Origin of the sequence: Kitasatospora sp. NPDC091207, assembly GCF_044768625.1 — a bacterium.
Taxonomy (GTDB): domain Bacteria; phylum Actinomycetota; class Actinomycetes; order Streptomycetales; family Streptomycetaceae; genus Kitasatospora.
The window spans coordinates 166,955-183,405 of sequence record NZ_JBIVVS010000012.1; the positions used below are offsets into that span (position 1 = coordinate 166,955).

At 76.3% G+C, this 16,451-nt stretch carries 14 protein-coding genes; 8 read left to right on the top strand and 6 right to left on the bottom strand.

The features are described from left to right. Positions 1-7 precede the first annotated feature (7 nt). The 4 genes from ACIQTO_RS21220 to ACIQTO_RS21235 all read left to right on the top strand — a co-directional run bounded on the left by ACIQTO_RS21220 (position 8) and on the right by ACIQTO_RS21235 (position 5,946). Positions 8-2,146, top strand: coding sequence for an acetyl/propionyl/methylcrotonyl-CoA carboxylase subunit alpha (locus tag ACIQTO_RS21220; protein WP_402390090.1), 2,139 nt, complete (start codon positions 8-10; stop codon positions 2,144-2,146). Between the two features lie 127 nt (positions 2,147-2,273). Beyond that, entirely contained in the window at positions 2,274-3,536 is a 1,263-nt protein-coding gene (locus ACIQTO_RS21225) for an ATP-grasp domain-containing protein (RefSeq protein WP_402390093.1), read from the top strand. Beyond that, positions 3,533-4,831 (top strand): MFS transporter, encoded by a 1,299-nt coding sequence (locus ACIQTO_RS21230; protein ID WP_402390096.1) that lies wholly within the window; start codon positions 3,533-3,535, stop codon positions 4,829-4,831. The genes ACIQTO_RS21225 and ACIQTO_RS21230 overlap by 4 nt, the downstream gene beginning before the upstream one ends. 299 nt (positions 4,832-5,130) lie before the next feature. Next, positions 5,131-5,946 carry a helix-turn-helix transcriptional regulator gene (locus ACIQTO_RS21235; RefSeq protein ID WP_402390099.1) on the top strand — a complete coding sequence of 272 codons (816 nt, stop codon included), beginning with the start codon at positions 5,131-5,133 and terminating at the stop codon, positions 5,944-5,946. An 89-nt stretch (positions 5,947-6,035) separates the two neighbouring features. Here the strand turns inward: ACIQTO_RS21235 and ACIQTO_RS21240 are convergent, their stop codons facing one another. Beyond that, positions 6,036-6,470 (bottom strand): protein-tyrosine phosphatase family protein, encoded by a 435-nt coding sequence (locus tag ACIQTO_RS21240; RefSeq protein ID WP_402390101.1) that lies wholly within the window; start codon positions 6,468-6,470, stop codon positions 6,036-6,038. Positions 6,471-6,542: 72 nt separating this feature from the next. Then, on the bottom strand, positions 6,543-7,970 hold the full coding sequence (locus tag ACIQTO_RS21245) for a LuxR C-terminal-related transcriptional regulator (RefSeq protein ID WP_402390104.1): 1,428 nt from the start codon (positions 7,968-7,970) through the stop codon (positions 6,543-6,545). Positions 7,971-8,124: 154 nt separating this feature from the next. On the opposite strand from ACIQTO_RS21245, the gene ACIQTO_RS21250 reads away from it, so the two are divergent. Both ACIQTO_RS21250 and ACIQTO_RS21255 read left to right on the top strand, forming a co-directional pair. Further along, a complete protein-coding gene (locus ACIQTO_RS21250) occupies positions 8,125-9,066 on the top strand; it encodes an NADP-dependent oxidoreductase (protein ID WP_402390106.1) in 942 nt (313 codons plus the stop codon). Between the two features lie 147 nt (positions 9,067-9,213). Then, positions 9,214-10,020: an SDR family NAD(P)-dependent oxidoreductase gene (locus tag ACIQTO_RS21255; protein WP_402390242.1), complete on the top strand. Its 807-nt coding sequence runs from the start codon at positions 9,214-9,216 to the stop codon at positions 10,018-10,020. A 34-nt stretch (positions 10,021-10,054) separates the two neighbouring features. Here ACIQTO_RS21255 and ACIQTO_RS21260 read toward each other — a convergent pair whose 3' ends face one another. Genes ACIQTO_RS21260 through ACIQTO_RS21275 form a run of 4 tightly spaced genes read right to left on the bottom strand, consistent with a single transcriptional unit; the run spans position 10,055 to position 14,239 of the window. Next, positions 10,055-10,753: an ABC transporter ATP-binding protein gene (locus ACIQTO_RS21260; protein WP_402390109.1), complete on the bottom strand. Its 699-nt coding sequence runs from the start codon at positions 10,751-10,753 to the stop codon at positions 10,055-10,057. Further along, complete coding sequence (locus tag ACIQTO_RS21265; RefSeq protein ID WP_402390111.1) at positions 10,750-11,559, bottom strand: ABC transporter ATP-binding protein; 810 nt, start codon at positions 11,557-11,559, stop codon at positions 10,750-10,752. Before ACIQTO_RS21265 ends, ACIQTO_RS21260 begins: the two co-directional genes overlap by 4 nt. After that, a complete protein-coding gene (locus ACIQTO_RS21270) occupies positions 11,556-13,532 on the bottom strand; it encodes an ABC transporter permease (protein WP_402390113.1) in 1,977 nt (658 codons plus the stop codon). Before ACIQTO_RS21270 ends, ACIQTO_RS21265 begins: the two co-directional genes overlap by 4 nt. A 14-nt stretch (positions 13,533-13,546) precedes the next feature. Continuing rightward, a complete protein-coding gene (locus ACIQTO_RS21275; RefSeq protein WP_402390116.1) occupies positions 13,547-14,239 on the bottom strand; it encodes a hypothetical protein in 693 nt (230 codons plus the stop codon). Between the two features lie 145 nt (positions 14,240-14,384). Here ACIQTO_RS21275 and ACIQTO_RS21280 point away from each other — a divergent pair, with 145 nt between their 5' ends. Next, a complete protein-coding gene (locus ACIQTO_RS21280; RefSeq protein ID WP_402390119.1) occupies positions 14,385-14,993 on the top strand; it encodes a hypothetical protein in 609 nt (202 codons plus the stop codon). Then, positions 14,984-16,426, top strand: coding sequence for an ABC transporter substrate-binding protein (locus tag ACIQTO_RS21285; RefSeq protein WP_402390121.1), 1,443 nt, complete (start codon positions 14,984-14,986; stop codon positions 16,424-16,426). The genes ACIQTO_RS21280 and ACIQTO_RS21285 overlap by 10 nt, the downstream gene beginning before the upstream one ends. Positions 16,427-16,451 lie beyond the last annotated feature (25 nt).

A 16,451-nucleotide genomic window follows, 5' to 3' on the forward strand; every position in this document is an offset into this window, starting at 1 on the left:
GACGGAAATGATCAAGCGTGTGCTGATCGCCAACCGCGGCGAGATCGCCCGGCGGATCGCCCGCACCTGCCGCCGGCTCGGCGTCGAGTACGTCGCGGTCCACTCCGACGCCGACCGCGCCTCGGCCCACCTGGCGGGCGCCGTCGAACGGGTCCGGATCGGCCCCGCCGCGGCCGCCGAGAGCTACCTGGACGTCGGCGCGCTGGTCGATGCCGCCGTCCGGACCGGCTGCGACGCCGTCCACCCCGGCTACGGGTTCCTCTCCGAACACCCGGGCTTCGCGGCGGCGGTCGCCGAGGCCGGGCTGGTCTGGGTCGGCCCGGACGCCGCGACGATCACCGCGATGGGCGACAAGTCGACCGCCCGCGCGCTGATGGCCGCCGCCGGCGTCCCCGTCCTGCCCGGCTCCGGGACGGCCACCGAGTCGGAGCGGGAGATCCTGGCCGACGCCGAGCGGATCGGCTACCCGGTCATCCTGAAGCCCGTCGCCGGCGGTGGCGGCAAGGGCATGCAGGTGGTCCGCGCCGCCGCCGACCTGCCCGCGGCGGTGGCCGAGGCGGTCCGCCTGGGCCGCGGCAACTTCGGCGACGGCCGGCTGCTCGTCGAGCGGTACGTGGAGCGGCCCCGCCACATCGAGGTGCAGGTCTTCGGGGACGCGCACGGGAACGTGGTGCACCTCTTCGAGCGCGAGTGCTCGCTGCAGCGCCGCCACCAGAAGATCGTCGAGGAGGCACCGGCCGCCAACCTGCCCGAGGCCGTCCGGGCGGAGCTGCTGGCCGCGGCCGTCCGGGGCGCCCGGTCGCTCGGCTACGTCAACGCCGGCACCTTCGAGTTCATCCTGGACGCGACGGACCGCTGCTACTTCCTGGAGGTCAACACCCGGCTCCAGGTGGAGCACCCGGTCACCGAGGAGATCACCGGCGTCGACCTGGTGGAGTGGCAGCTGAGAGTCGCCGACGGCCAGCGGCTGCCGCTCGAACAGCACGAGATCACCGCCACCGGCCACGCCGTCGAGGTCCGCGTCTACGCCGAGGACCCGGCCGACGGGTTCCGGCCCGCACCGGGCCGGGCGGCCGCGGTCCGCTGGCCGGCCGGGATCCGGGTGGAGGCGGCGTTCGACGACACCGGGTCGGGGTACGGCGGGGCCGTGCCCGACGGCGCGGGTCCGGTCCCGCTCGGCGGCGGCCCGGCCTTCGACAGGGGTGCCGCCTTCGGTGGCGGTGGCTTCGACGGGGGTGCCGCCTTCGGTGGCGGCGCCGAGGTCCCGGCCTTCTACGACCCGATGTTCGCCAAGCTGATCGCCCACGGCCCGGATCGCCCGAGCGCGCTGCGCCGACTGCTCCCCGCCGTCCGCGACACCGCCCTGCCCGGGCTGACCACCAACCTCGGCTTCCTCGCCGAACTCCTCCAGGCGCCCGCCGTGGTCGCCGGGCGGATGGACACCCACCTGGTGGACACCCTGGTCGCCACCGGACGGCCGGGGCCGGGCGAGCCGTCCGGGCCCGCAGGCCGCGACGACCGCGTCCTGGCCGCCGCGGCCTGCGCGGCGGCGATGCAGCTCCCGCCCGTCGGCGAGGCCCCCGCCTCGCCGTGGTTCGGCGCCGTCGGCCCGTTCGACCGCCACCGGCTGGACCCGGTCGCGCCGTTCGGCCGGGTCGTCCTGCGCCACGGGCGGCGGACGGTGCGGGCCGGACTGGCCGGGCGCCGCGGCGGCGCCGTCGACGTCCAGGTGGAGTCCACGCCGTTCACCGTCACCGTGGCCGCCGTGCCGGGGCACCCGGGACTGTTCCGGGGCACCGTCGGCGACCGGCGGTGGACCGGCCTGCGCGGCCCCGGCGGCTGGGAGCTCTCCGTCGACGGGCACCGGGTGGCGCTGGCCGCCCAGAGCTTCGCCGAGGGCGGCTCCGGGGCCGCCGACAACGCCGTGAAGTCGCTGATGCCGGGCACGGTGGTCGGGCTGCTCTGCGCGGTCGGCGACCGGGTCGAGGAGGGGGACGCCCTCGTCATCGTCGAGGCGATGAAGATGGAGAACCGCATCCTCGCGCCCTTCTCGGGCGTCGTCACCGGGATCCGGTGCGCCGTGCGCGACCTGGTCGCGACCGAGCAGGTGCTGGTCGAGCTGGAGGCCGCCCCCGAAGCCGCCTGAGCCGGCTCCGCCGGCTTCCGCCGAACCCCCACGCCCAACCCCACCGCCCACCGCCCGCACGACCCCGCGTACCCGCGTACCCGTTCGCCCGATCCACCCCCGCACCACGCACGCAAGGAGCCCTCGTATGCCCGCAGAACCCACCCCCCCGAAGCTGCTGCTGGTCGGCGGGGTACGGGCGGTTCCGCTCGGCCTCGACATGGCGAAGCTCGCCCTGGACCAGGCCCACGCGCGCGGGCTGCGGACCCACCTGACCAATCAGGAGGCCGTCCTCGCCGCCACCCCCGGAGTGGTCGAACAGGCCGGCGCCGTCTCGGCGGTGGACTTCGCCACCCCAGGCGAGGCCGCCGCCTGGGCGCGCGACCGGGCCGCCGGGGGCGAGCGCTTCGACGCCGTCCTCGCACTCCAGGAGATGGCCCAGGTGGCCGCCGCCGAGACCGCCGAGGCGCTGGGCCTGCCGGGCAACCCGGCCGACGCCGTCCGGCGGGTGCGCACCAAGGACGACTGCCGGACGGCACTGGCCGCCGCCGGTTTCCGGCAGCCCGCCGTCCGGCTCTGCGCCGACGCCTCGGAGGCGTCGCTGTTCCTGCACGGCTCCACCGGGCCGTGGATCGTCAAACCCCGTGACGCCATGGGCAGTACGGGCGTGAGCCGGATCACCGGGCCGGACGGGTTGCCGGCCGCGATCGCCCTGCTCCCCGGACAAGCCCCCTTCCTGGTCGAGGAGTTCGTCCAGGGCGCGGAGTACAGCGTCGAAGGCCTCTTCCTCGGCGGTGAGCCGGTCGTCCTCGCGGTGACCGAGAAGGAGAAGGTGGAGCCGCCGTTCTTCGTCGAGGTCGGCCACATCCTCCCGGCGGAACTCCCCGACGCGCAGCGACAGGAGATCGAGCGTCAGGTGAAGGCGGCGCTCGCCGTCCTGGGCCTGCGCACCGGCGCCTTCCACGTCGAGCTCTGGCTGAGCCCGGACGGCATCGTGCTCGGCGAGGTGCACGGCAGGTTCGGCGGCGACTGGATCCACCGGATGCTCGCCCACGTCGTCCCCGGCCTGGAGCTGTTCGGCCTCATCTACGACGACCTGCTCGGCCGCCCGCGCGCCGACGCCGCGCCGGCGGCGGCCCGGGCCGCCGCCGCCCGCTACCTCACCCCGCCGCCCGGCCTGGTCACCGCCGTCGAGGGGTGGGCGGAGGCCGCCGGCCACCCGGACGTGCTCTACGCCGACCTCGCGGTCGCGCCCGGCGGCACCGTCCGCCCGCTGCGCACCTCCGGGGACCGGGTGGGCGTGATCGTGGTCGGCGCCGACACCCCCGACCAGGCCCGAAAGCTCGCCCGCGAGCTGGCCGACTCCGTCCGCTTCACCGTGGAGCCCGTCCGCACGGTGGAATCCGCATGACGCGCACGGACACCCCGACCCGGGCCGCCGGGCTGCTGGGCCGGCTGACCGCCGCCCTGCTGCCCTCCTCCCGGCAGGGCCGGATCATGGCCGCCGGCACCACCGTGGACGCGGTCGCCAACGGCCTGTACCTGGCCACCGCCACGCTCTACTTCGTCCACTACCTGGACATCTCGGCGGTCGCGGTCGGCACCGCGATCGCCGCCGCCAACATCGCCGGGCTGCTCAGCCCGCTGGTGTTCGGGCCGGTCGCGGACCGGTTCGGCGCGCGCCCGGTCTACGTCGCGCTGACCCTGGTCCGGGGGCTCGGCTTCATCGGGTACGCCCTGGTCGGCAGCTATGCCGGCTATCTGGTCGTCACCTGTCTGACCATCGCCGCCGCCCGGGCCTGCTCGCCGCTCCTCCAAGTGATCGTCGGCGAGTTCGAGGGCGCCGCCGAGCGGACGAAGACGATGGCCTCGCTGCGCGCCATCACCAACATCGGCCTCACCGCCGGCTTCCTGCTGGCCGCCCTGGTGCAGGCCGCGCAGTCCCGGGCGGCCTTCGTCGCGCTCTTCCTGTTCAACGCGGCCGCCTTCGCCGCCGTCGCCCTCGCCGTGGTGCGGGCCGGCCGGGTGGCGGGGTCGGCGGCCCCGGCACCGGCTGCCGCGACGGCCGAGGCCGGGGTGCCGAACGGCTCGCCGTACCGGGACCGGCGGTTCCTGCTGGTCACCGCCGCCAACGCGGTGCTGATGCTGCACGACTGCGTGCTCTTCATCCTGCTGCCGCTCTGGGTGGTGGAGCGGGCCGGGCTGCCGGCCAGTGCCAGTTCGGGCCTGCTGGCGATCAACACGGTGCTGACCGTGGTGCTCCAACTCTCGGTGGCCCGCTTCGCCCAGGGGCTCGCCAAGGCACTGCGGATGCTCCGGATCGCCTGCCTCTTCCTGGTGCTGGCCTGCGCGTTCTTCGCCTTCGCCGACGGCCGCGGCAAGGCCCTGGCGCTGGCGGCCGCGGTGGTGGCCGTCGCCCTGCTGACCGTCGGGGAGAACCTGCACGCCGTCTCGCGCTGGGAGATCTCCTACGAGTTGTCGCCGCCGGCGGGCCGCTCCCGCTATCTCTCGCTCTTCAGCACGGGCATGAGCGCGCAGCTGATCGTCGGCCCGTTCCTGGCCACCGGCCTGCTGCTGCCGTCCGGCGCGGTCGGCTGGGTGCTGCTCGCCGCGCTGTTCGCGGGCGCGACCACCGTCACGGTGCTCGCCGGCCGCACCGCGCCGCAGTCCCCGCCGGCCCTTCCCCAGGAGCCGCTGACCGGCTGATGTCACTCTGCGTTGCTTGAACGAGCACAGCCAAGGAAGTACAGTCCCCCTAGAGCGTGTCAAGGGCCACGCGGGCACACCGGGGGGTGGACTCCATGCTGCAGTGCTCCGTCACGTTGTTCCCCGGTCTGCTGCGCCGATGTCGGTCGTCCCACTGAACCCAAGCTTCAGCAAAGGGACTTGTCATCGCCGAGCGGGCCGACGAACAACCGGCTCCTCCGGCTCTTCGGGCTGCCCGAACTTCGACACGTCCCCCCGGGACCGTCATCGTCGAATGCAGGAACAGACCGGAGTGAGTCATGGTGCTGCGCGAGGCACTGAGCATCCCCATCCCTCTCGACCACGAAGAGTCGACCACCGCCGAACTCCCCGGCCTCGCCAGTCTGTTGCGTGACTGGCGGAGCCGGGCCGGCCTGCGGACGGGGCTCGCCAAGCCGCTCCCGCAGATGGTGGTCGCCGGCCGGCTCGGCATGAGCGAGCGCTGGTACCGCGACCTGGAGCGCGGCGGCACGGCCCGCTTCGACCCCAGACTGCTGGCGCTGCTCGCCGACGTGCTGCTGCTCGACGCGGACGAGCGTGCGACCCTCTACCTCTACGCCATGGGCGGCACCCCGTCCGCGGGCCCGGCGCGCCCGGAGGACCTGCGGTCCCTCCAGGCGCTGGTCGACCGCCAGACGCCGAGACCGGCCTTCCTCGCCGACCGCGCCTGGACCATCGTCGGCCACAACCGGGCCGCCGCCGAGTGGTTCCCCTGGATGCGCCACCCCGGGGCCAACTTCGCCCGCTGGGTGCTGACCGCCCCGGAGGCCCGCGAGCAGGTCACCGACTGGACGTGGCAGGCCCGGATGACCCTGGCCATGATCCGCTTCGCGCTGGCCCGCTATCCTGGTGACGAGGCCGTGGTCGGCCTGCTCACCGAGGTCCTGCGCGACCCGCTCTGCCGCCGGCTCTGGGCGGGCCGGGCCTGCGTGGTCGCCAACCGTGACGGGGACCGCTTCGGGCTGCGGCTGCCGCACCTCTCGCCCGAACCGATCGAGACCGTGGCCCAGGTCCTGACCCCCGGTGGCCGGCCGGACCTGAGCTTCGTGGTGCTGGGCCCGCCGTCCGGGGTCTGACACCCGGGGTCCGCCCGTCCGGGGTCCGACGCGGGCGGGGTCCGCCCGTCCGGGGTCCGACGCGGGCGGGCGGGGTGTCGGGCGGGGTGTCAGTGGAAGCGCGCCACGAACCGGCGCTGCCAGGGCGTCTCGACGGCGTGCCGGTCGTAGTGCTCCCGCACGTAGGTCACCGCCTCGGCGGCCGGTACCCCGTCCAGCACGGCCAGGCAGGCCAGCGCGGTGCCCGTCCGGCCGCGCCCGCCGGCGCAGGCCAGTTCGACCCGCTCGGACGCCGACCGCTCCCAGACCTCCCGGAAGGCCGCCGCCGCCTCGGCCCGGTCGGAGGGCAGCCGGAAGTCGGGCCAGCGGAGCCAACGGCTCGCCCAGGGCACGGCCGGCGGCCGGTGCCCCAACAGGTACAGGCCGAAGCCCGGCTGCGGTCCGGGCGGCAGCGGTCGCAGCAGACCGCGCCCCCGGACCAGTCGGCCGGACGGCAGGCGCAGTACCCCGGCGGCGGTGGGGTCCCAGGTGGCGGAGGCGGTCATGGGGCGAGCCTACGGTGCGTCCGGCGGGGTCGCGGTCGGAGGCGGCCGGGCCCGGCCCGGCGGCCCGCGCGGTCAGGAGGCCGCGTGCAGCGTGGCCGGGGCGGACAGGCCGGCGCGGTGCGCCAGCGCGGCCGCCTCGCCGCGCGAGGTCACGCCCAACTTGGCCAGGATGTTGGCGACATGGAACTTCACGGTGGACTCGCTGATCAGCAGCGCGCCGGCGATCTCCCGGTTGCGGCGGCCCCGGGTGAGCTGGTCGAGGACGTCCAGCTCCCGGGGGTGCAGGCCCGCCAGCGGGTCCGGGCCGTCGGCGCCGGCCGGGGCGGTCAGCGGCAGGTCGACGGTGACGGTGGTGCCCCAGCCGGGGACGGCGTCCACGGTGAGCCGGCCCGCCAGGGCGGTGATCCGGTCCCCGGTCCGGTGCACGGCCAGGGCGTCGGCGCCGAGCAGCCCCGGGCCGTCGTCGCGCACCACGGCCCGCACGCCGTCGGCGACGATCTGCCAGCTGACGTGCAGCCGGGTCAGGCCGTCCTGCTCCAGCATGGTGAGCACGGCGGCCCGGACGGCCGCCCGCGCGGTGTGCGCGGTGTCCGCCGGGACGGAGCGCTCACCCGCCGCCGGCGGCAGCAGGTCGAGCCGGACGGGGCTGTGCCGCAGCAGCGGGTGGAGTTCGTCCGCGAGCCGGGCGAAGGCGGTGGCGGCCGGCTCCTCGCTCAACTCCCGGTCGAGATCGGCGCCCGCGCGCACGTTCAGCAGCGCGGTGACGGCCAGCTCGGCGGCGCTGCGGCGGGCGGTGGCGTCGTCCAGGGCGGCGGAGCGCAGCGGCGCCAGGATCGCGGAGAGCGCGGAGGCGTGCGAGCCGCTCAACTCGGCGATCGCGCGGGCCCGGGCGCCGGCCGAGGCCCGCGAGGCGGCGGCGTGCACGGGGGCGGCGTCGACGGCCCGGTGGTGCGAGTGGGTGGTCACCAGATCCCACAACTGCTGCAGGACGGCGAGCGGTTGAGCGGCCAGCCGGTCCTCGTCCGGCCGGACGAGGACGAGCAGCGCGCCATTGCTGCCGGCCGGGGCGGCGGAGACCGCGACGGCCGGCCTCGTCCGGCCCGCCAGGACGGCCTCGCCCTGCCACGGGCGGCCGGGCGCCACCGCTTCGGCCAGGCGGGCCAGTTCCAGGCCGGTGATCCGCCCGGCCAGTTCGGTCGGGCCGACGGAGTTGGTGGGCGAGTGGGTGCAGACGCCGCTGAGCTGGGCGATCGCGGTGTGCGGGACGAGATCGGCGAGCAGCCGGGAGAAGCGCGGCAGGAGGTTCGGCCGGGGTGCCCGGAGGATCTCCACGGCCTGGGCGAGCACGTCCTCGGGGCGCTCCCAGCCGCGCCGGCGGTGCTCGGTGCCGCCGTCCACGGCGGTCCTGTCCCCCACCGTGCCGCCCTGCCCGTCGTCCGCCGTGTCGTCGACCGCGCCGGCCACCGCGCCGTCCGTTCCGCCCACCCCGTCGTCCGTCACGCGTTCCAGCCTAGCCGGGCGGGTCGCGCCCGCGCCCGGCCGTTCGGCCAGGTGGAACCGGCCGAACGGCGAGCCGGTGAGCACGCCGTCCGGTACCAGGCTGGAACCGTCAGACCGACGAACTCCCCGACCAGTGAAGGACAGTGGGATTCCCATGACGAAGGCCATCGGCTTCTCCGCATTCGGCGGCACGGACGTGCTGCACCCGATCGAGATCGACCTGCCCGCCCCGGGCCCCGGCCGGGTGCGGGTCGCCGTCCGGGCGGCGGGCGTGAACCCGGTGGACCACAAGCTGCGCAGCGGCGCGATGACGGGCCTGTTCCCGGTGACCTTCCCGCATGTCACCGGCTTCGAGGTGGCGGGTGTGGTGGAGGCCGTCGGCGAGGGGGTGACCCGGTGGGTGCCCGGGGACGAGGTGTTCGGCCCGACCGGCGGTGGCGGGTACGCCGAACACGTCCTGGCGGCGGCGGAGGACCTGGCCCGCAAGCCGGCCGCGCTCGGCTGGGCGCGGGCGGCGGCGATCCCGGTGGCGGCGGAGACGTCCTGGCGCGCCCTCGACCTGCTCGGTGTGGAGAGCGGCCGGACGCTCCTGGTGCACGGCGCGGCGGGCGGGGTCGGCACGGTCCTGCTGCAGTTCGCCCGCTCGCGCGGCATCCGGGTGATCGGCACCGCGAGCGAGGCGAACCACGCCCGACTGCGGGAGCTGGGCGCGGTCGCGGTGGCGTACGGCGACGGACTGGCCGAGCGGGTGCGGGCCGTGGCGCCGGACGGGGTGGACCGGGTGTTGGACGCGGCCGGCCAGGGCGACGTCCTGCCGCTCTCGATCGAGCTGGCCGGCGGAGCGGAGCACGTCCTGACCATCGCGGACTGGGAGGGCGCGGCCAGGTACGGCGTGCGGTGCAGCGCCGGTGCGGAGACCGTCCACCAGCACGGCCCCGCGCTGGCGGCCGCGCTCGCGCTGCACGAGGAGGGCACCCTGAGCCTGCCGCTGCACGAGGTGTTCCCGCTGGCGGAGGCGGCGCGGGCGCACCGGGTGAGCGAGGGCGGGCACGTCCGGGGGAAGATCGTCCTCACCGTCGGCCGAGACCGGGACTGACCCGGCACCCGCGTGGGCCGGTGCCGGTGGCGGTGCCGGAAGGCGGGGCGGCGCCGGCCACCCGGATGGTCAACTGTGCTTCGATCAGGCTGATCTGACGCCTGGTCGGTAGAGTCCGGTGTCATGGCTGATGCGATCGATGTCCCGGTGCCCCCCGGTGCCCCAGGTGCCCCGGATTCCCCAGGTCGGCCGGGTGCCGGGCGGCTGGCGGGCAAGGTGTGCGTGGTGACGGGCGCGGCGAGCGGGATCGGTCGCGCGGTGGCCGAACGCTTCGTCCGGGAGGGCGCGTCCGTGGTCGCGACCGACCTCGACGCCGACGGCCTGCGGCGGCTGGCGGCCGCGCTGCCGCAGGCCGTCACCACGGTGGTCGGTGACGTCTCCCGCGACGGCGACGCCCGCAGGATGATCGGCGCCGCCGTCGAGCGGCACGGCCGGATCGACGTCCTGGTGGCCAACGCGGGGGTGCTCCCGCTGATGGAGATCACCGAGGCCGACGCCGAGGCCTGGGACCGCGTGATGGCCGTCGACGGCCGGGGGATGTTCCTGACCTGCAAGTACGCGATCGAGGCGATGGCCGGGCCCGGCGGCGCCGGTGGCGCGATCGTCTGTGTCTCCTCGATCTCCGGCGAGGCCGGCCAGCGCGGCCAGGCTGTCTACGGACCGGCCAAGTTCGTCGCGTCCGGTCTGACCAAACACCTCGCCGTCGAGTGGGCCGACCGCGGCATCCGGGTCAACGCCGTCGCCCCCGGCACCATCACCACCGAGCGCGTCCGGCGCCTGCGGGACGAGCCCGGCGGTCCCGAGTACCTCGCGGCGATCGAGCGGCGGCACCCGATGGGCCGCCTCGGGGCTCCCGCGGAGGTGGCCGCGGCGGTGGTCTTCCTGGCCTCCGACGACGCCTCCTTCATCACCGGCGCGGTCCTCCCGGTGGACGGCGGCTACCTGGCGCAGTGACCCGGTCGGGGCCGACGCCTGTCGGACGCCCCCGTCACCGCCACGGCGCCGGGCGGTCCGGTCGGCGTGGCCCGGTCGGGCGGATCCTCAGCTCGGAGGGTTCCCCGGAGAAGGTGACCTCGCCCCGGTGCAGTACGTGGACCACGGCCGCGCCGGCCAGCCCGCGGGGGAGCGACCGCGCGGTGAGGACGACGGCCCGGTCCTCGCCGGCGGCCGTACCGAGCAGGTGCGCGTGCAGCCGGGCGGCGACGGCGGGTGCCAGCCCGCGGTCCGGTTCGTCGAGCAGGAGAAGGCCCGGCCGGGTCGTCAACGCCCGTGCCACGGCGACCAGTTGCTGCTGTCCGCCGGAGAGCGTCCCGGCCGGGCGGGGCAGCAGGGCGGTCAGTTCGGGGAAGAGCGCGAGCGCCTCGCCGGCGGGGGCCCCGCCGAGGTCGAGGTGCTCGGCCACGGTGAGCGAGGCGAACACCGCCCGCTCGGCCGGCACCAGCGTCAGCCCCAGCCGGACCCGCCGGTGGACGCCGAGCGCGGTGACGTCGCGCCCCCGCCAGACCACCCGGCCGGCGGAGAGCCGGACCACCCCGGCGAGGGCGTGCAGCACACTGGTCCGCCCGGAGCCGTTGCGGCCGAGCAGCACGGTGACGGCGCCGGCCGGGAAGGCGAGGTCCACCCCGTGCAGCGCCTCCAGCGGCCCGTACCGGACGCGTGCGGCGGACAGCGCGGCCTCGACGGTCATCCGGTACCCACCCCCTCCGCCGACCCCGCCCCCGCCGACCCCGCCCCCGCCGCCCCCGTCCCCGGTGCCGTCCCGCCCCAGGCCCGGGTCACCCGGGTGTCGGCGAGCACCGCGGCCGCCGGGCCGTGGGCCACCACCCGGCCGCCGGCCATCGCGTACACGGTGTCGGCCAGCTCGCCGACCAGGTCGGGGTCGTGCTCGACCAGCAGCAGCGCCATCCCCCGGTCGGCGAGGCCGTGCAGCACGGAGACCAGCCGGGCGGTCTGGGTGGTGTCGAGGCCGGCCGCCGGCTCGTCCAGCAGCAGGACCCGGGGGTCGCCCGCCAGCGCGCGGGCCAGCTCGACCAGGCGCAGCACCCCGGTGGGCTGGTCGCCGGCCGGGTGCGCCGCGAGGTCCTGGAGGCCGAACAGGGCGAGCGCCCGCGCCGTCGCGGCCTCGACGGCGCGGGCGTCCGGGCGGCGGCCGTGCCGCTGCTCGGCACCGATCCGGACGTTGTCCGCCACCGGGAGGGTCGGGAAGACGGCGATCTGCTGGAAGGTCCGGGCCAGGCCGAGCCGGACCCGGGCGTACGCGGGCAGCCGGGTGACGTCGCGGCCGCCGAGCAGCACCCGCCCGGCGTCCGGGCGGACGGTGCCGGCCAGACAGTCGAACAGGGTGCTCTTGCCGGCGCCGTTCGGCCCGATCAGCGCGGTGATCCGCCCCGGTGGCGCGGTGAGGTCCACTCCGGCGACCGCCTCGATGCCGCCGTAGCGGCGGACCACCCCGCGGGCCGTCAGCCGGGCCCGGTCGGTACCCGCCCGGCTCACGGTCGGGCCTCCCCGGAGCCGGCGGCGGCCCGCCGGGCGGTGATCAGGGCGCGGGCCCGGCGTCCGGCCGGGGTGAGGCGGCCGGGTGGCAGCGGGCCGGCCGGCCCCACCGGGCGGCGCCGGGACAGCCGGGCCGCGACACCGGCGAGCCCGCCCGGCAGCCGGCCGATCGCCGCGGCCAGCAGGCCGACCGCGACCGCCGACACCCCGGCCACCGTCCCCGCGTCCAGACCGATCAGCAGCGCGGCGGCCAGGACCGCGCCGAGCGCGCTGTCCGCGCCGGCCACCACCACCGCGGCGAACCAGAGCAGCCCGTGCACCGGGTCGAAGGCGGCGGGGTCGAAGGCCCGCCCGGCCAGGCCCATCAGCCCGCCGCCGAGCGCGGCCAGCGCGGCCCCGGCCACGAAGGCGAACAGCTTCAGCCCGGGCACGTTCACGCCCGCCGCGACCGCGCCCGGCTCGTGGTCGCGCATCGCGGTCAGGGCCCGGCCCAGCCGCCCCCGGTGCAGACCGCGCACCACCAGCAGGCCCAGCCCGAGCAGCAGCAGCTCGGCGAGGTAGAAGGCGCGGTCTCCGGTGAGGAAGGCGGGCCGGTCGAGGGTGAGCCCGGTGGTCGCGTACGGCTGCTGGAAGACGAAGCGGCTCATCGCCGTCCCGACCGCGAAGGTGACCAGCGCCAGCGCCAGCCCGCGCCGCCGGATCGCCGGCCAGCCGGTGAGCAGCCCGAGCGGGGCGGTGGCCAGCACCGCGAACAGCAGTGCGGGCACCGCCGGCAGCGGCGGGACCAGCGGGATCCGCCCGGACATCAGCAGCGCCGTGCCCAGCGCGCCCAGCCCCGCGTACCCGGCCTGGCCGAGCGAGATCTGCCCGCCGTAGCCGGTCACCACCACGATCGAGAGCAGGACCAGGGCCAGCGCGGGGACCAGCAGCGCGCTGCGCAGGTCGTTGTCACGAAAGCCCAGCGGCAGCAGGAGCAGCACCAGGCAGACCGCCCCGGCCGCCCGGCCGCCGCCGGCCGGGCCGGTGACGGCGAGCGGGGCGCGGTCGCCGGACCGGTCCCCGAGCCGAGGCCCGGCCAGCAGGGCGGCGACCAGCAGCGCCACCACGAACAGGTTGGCCTGCACGGCCTGGACCAGCGGCAACAGCTGGCCGGCCGGGCGCAGTCTGGTCAGCTCGGCCTGCGCGATGCCGAGGCCGAGACCGGTCGCCACCGCCACCGGGATGCTGCGCAACCGCGCCGCCACCGCGACCGCCATCGTCTCCATCACCAGCAGCGGCAGCCCGTACGGGTCGAGCAGCAGGTACGGCGCGAGCGCGACGCCGACCAGCCCGGCGGTGAACGAGCCGAACGCCCAGCCCGCCGCCGAGACCCGGTCCGCGTCCACCCCGGCCAGCCGGGCCAGCCGGCGGTCGTCGACGACGGCCCGCAGCTGGAGGCCGAACCGGGTGAAGCGGGTGGTGGCGGCCACCGTCAGGGCGAGCACCAGGATGGCGGTGAGCTGCGCCACCGTGTCGGGGCGCAGGGTGTGTCCGCCGGGCAGCGTGATCGGGGTGCCGCCGAACGGGGACGGTGCGCCGTTCAGCGGCGCGGTGCCCCAGAGCAGCACCACCACCCCGATCAGCAGCACGAACACACCGAGACCGGCCACCATCGTGTCGGCGGTGCCGGCGTCGCGTCGCCGCAGGGGCCGGTACACCAGGAGGTCCAGCAGGACGCCGAGCGCGGGCGCGACCAGCAGCAGGCAGCAGGCGAGGGCCGGCCAGACCGGCCAGTGCCGCACCACCACGAGGTCGCGCAGCAGATAGGCGATGAGCATCGCCTGGGCGCCCTGGGCGAGGTTGAGCACACCGGTGGCGCGGTGGCAGACGACCAGGCCGATGCCGCTGAGGGCCGCCGCACTGCCGACGGTGAGGCCGGCCAGGGCGAGGTCGACGGTGAGGCCGACGGAGTCGAGGGGAGCGGCGTCGGGCACGGGCGGCGCTCCCCTCAGCCGATCGGGTGAGCGGGGCCGGCGGGTTCACCCGGATCGCCCGGATCGCCCGGATCACCGGGATCACCGGGTTCACCGGATTCGCCCGGCTCCTGAGGCTCGCCCGGTTCGCAGATCCGGCAGGGAGTGAGCCCCCGGGCCCGGACGGCGGCGGCGTCGACCGGCTCCGCACCGTGCTCGCCGGTCACCAGCGGGCAGCCGGGCCGGTGGTAGAGCGTGCCCTCGGCGACGGCGAGGAGACCGGTACCGGCCGGGCCGGGTCCGTCGGGTCCGTTGGGTCCTTCGGGTCCGGCTGGCCCCGCCGGCCCGTCGGACTCGACCAGGAGGGCGTAGAGCCGCTCGATCCGCCGGTCCGTCAGGTCCCCCGGGGCGGGCGGGGCCGCGGGCCGGCCGGGTGGACGCAGGGCGACCAGCACCAGGCCCGCCACGATGAGCGCCGCACCCGGGACGGTGGAGGACGCCAGGTAGGGGATCTGCTGCTCGACGAAGGCCTCGCCGGAGACCCCGTACCAGCCCAGGACGCACAGGGTCGCCCCGGCGGCCGCGAGGATCCAGCCGGTCCACTCGCGGGCCCCGCGGGCCGACCGCACCGCGCGGGCGGCCGCGCGCAGCGGCCCCGGGCCGGGCCGTCCGTCCGACCCGTTCGGGGCGGTATGAGGCTTTTCGCCCCCGGATTGCGATTCGTCCATGGATCCGCCTTGATGGTGTCACGTGCGACATTTCCAGGATCGGCCTGGAACAGCATCCGGAGATCGGCGGACCGCCCCGCGCGGTGCGGCCGAGCGGTCGGCGCCGCACCCGGGCGGCGCGGCCGAGTTCGTCGAGAGGAACACCATGCGGGTAAGGCAGAGCGGTACCGGTCGGGGCGGTGGCCCGGTCCTGCGGTCGGCGGGCGCGCTGCTCGCGCTGCTGCTGGTGGGCGCGGTCGCCGGGTGCAGCAGCAGCTCGTCCGGCTCCTCGGCCTCGGGGTCGGCCTCGGTGTCGGTCTCCCTGCCGGGGTCGGCCTCGGCCTCGGTGTCCGTGAGCGCCGGTGGCAGTGCCACCGCGAGCGTGAGCGCCGGCGCCACCGGGCCCGCCGATCCGGTGACCGCGACGAACGAGGTCACCGCGAACTGGGAGAAGTTCTTCGACCCCACCACCCCCATTCCCGAGAAGGCCTCACTGCTCCAGAACGGTGACGTGCTGCTCCCGGCGCTCCAGGGCTTCTCGCAGGACCCGCGGGTCGGCCAGGTCAAGGCCACGGTCACCAACGTGACGTTCACTTCGCCGACCGATGCCACCGTCAGCTACGAGCTCTCCCTCCAGGGCGCCGTGGTCGAGCCGAGCGCCACCGGCCAGGCCGTCCTCGACAACGGCATCTGGAAGGTCTCCCGCTCCTCGCTCTGCGGCCTGCTCACCCAGGCCGGCGCCGCGAGCGGCACCCCGGTCCCCGGATGCGGCTGACGGCTCCGCCGTCCCGCCGGGCCGCCGACGCGATCGTCCGTCGGCGGCCCGGCCGCCGCGTCCGGTGCCGGCCCCCGGTCCGCCGTGGCGCCGCCGCCCTCGCCGCGCTCCTGGCCCTGCTGCCCGCCGCCGTCACGGCCTGCGGCACCCGCCTGCCGGAGAGCGCGTTCACCCACCGCCCCGCGGCGGCCGGTACGGGCGCCGCCACCGGGGCCGACCCCGCCTCCGACACCGGCGTCACGGCGGCGGAGATCCGGATCGGGATCGTCACCTCGCTCACCAGCCCGGTCGGCAGCGAGGTGTTCAGCGGCCCGCGCTACGGCGCCCAGGCCTTCGTCCAGGCCCTCAACGACCGGGGCGGCCTGCACGGGCGCACCGTCAAGCTGGTCACCTGCGACGACGGCGGCAGCGGCATCGGCAACCAGGACTGCGTGCACCGCCTGATCGACCAGCAGCACGTCTTCGCCTTCGTCTCGGGCAGCGTGCTCGACTACGCCGGCGCACCGTACGTGAGCGGCAAGGGCGTGCCGGACATCGGCGGCCAGCCGATCGGCACGGCCTACGACCGCTGGCCGCACCTGTACGGCATCTACGGCAGCGCGGCGCCGCGCGACGGGCAGGCCGTCGGCTGGAACGGGACGCTGTACCAGACCCCCGAGGTGTTCCGCTTCTTCACCGAGCGGCTGGGCACCACCAGCGCCGCCGTGGTCGCCTACAACCAGGCCGACTCGGCCCGCTACGCCGCCCAGCTGAAGGCCGGGCTGGAGGCGGAGGGCTACCGCGTCCTGACCCAGACGGTCGACTTCGCGCTCCCGAACTTCCAAGCGGTGGCCGCCGCCGTCCGGGCCGACGGCTCCCAACTGCTCCTCGACGCCATGGACACCCGGGGCAACGCGGCGCTCTGCCGGGCACTGGACGAGGCCGGGGTGCGGGTCGCGGCGAAGGCGACCAACGTCCAGAACTGGTCGCAGACCGTCGGGACCGACTACCGCGCCTCACCCGCCTGCCGCGACGCGCTCTGGGCGACCTCCGCCAGCCTCAACTACGAGGACGTGAGCCAGCCGGCGGTCCGGGACTTCCGCGCCGCGATGGCCCGCTACTTCCCCGACCGCGAGCCGCTGCTCTCGGCCTGGGAGCTGGAGGGCTGGGCGGGCGCCCAGTGGCTCACCGACGCGATGGACTCCTGCGGCGCCGAACTCACCCGGGCCTGTGTCGAGCGGTTCATGAACCGTGCCGAGCCGTACGACGCGCACGGGCTGATCCTGCCCGCCTCGTTCGTCCCGCGGCCCCCGCCGACCGGGCCGACCCGGGCCTGTCTGAACGCCGCCCGCTGGCAGGACGCCGCCTACGGGGGCCGGGGCGGCTGGGTCACCCAGGTGGCCTCGATGACGACCACCTGCTTCGAGGTGCCGCAACTGCCCTACCGGCCGTGACGGCCGTGAGCCCGCGAGCCGGGCG

Coding starts and splice junctions, on each gene's coding strand:
- ACIQTO_RS21220 (WP_402390090.1), top strand. CDS start 8: ATGATCAAGCGTGTGCTGATCGCCAACCGCGGCGAGATCGCCCGGCGG.
- ACIQTO_RS21225 (WP_402390093.1), top strand. CDS start 2,274: ATGCCCGCAGAACCCACCCCCCCGAAGCTGCTGCTGGTCGGCGGGGTA.
- ACIQTO_RS21230 (WP_402390096.1), top strand. CDS start 3,533: ATGACGCGCACGGACACCCCGACCCGGGCCGCCGGGCTGCTGGGCCGG.
- ACIQTO_RS21235 (WP_402390099.1), top strand. CDS start 5,131: ATGGTGCTGCGCGAGGCACTGAGCATCCCCATCCCTCTCGACCACGAA.
- ACIQTO_RS21240 (WP_402390101.1), bottom strand. CDS start 6,470: ATGACCGCCTCCGCCACCTGGGACCCCACCGCCGCCGGGGTACTGCGC.
- ACIQTO_RS21250 (WP_402390106.1), top strand. CDS start 8,125: ATGACGAAGGCCATCGGCTTCTCCGCATTCGGCGGCACGGACGTGCTG.
- ACIQTO_RS21260 (WP_402390109.1), bottom strand. CDS start 10,753: ATGACCGTCGAGGCCGCGCTGTCCGCCGCACGCGTCCGGTACGGGCCG.
- ACIQTO_RS21275 (WP_402390116.1), bottom strand. CDS start 14,239: ATGGACGAATCGCAATCCGGGGGCGAAAAGCCTCATACCGCCCCGAAC.
- ACIQTO_RS21280 (WP_402390119.1), top strand. CDS start 14,385: ATGCGGGTAAGGCAGAGCGGTACCGGTCGGGGCGGTGGCCCGGTCCTG.
- ACIQTO_RS21285 (WP_402390121.1), top strand. CDS start 14,984: ATGCGGCTGACGGCTCCGCCGTCCCGCCGGGCCGCCGACGCGATCGTC.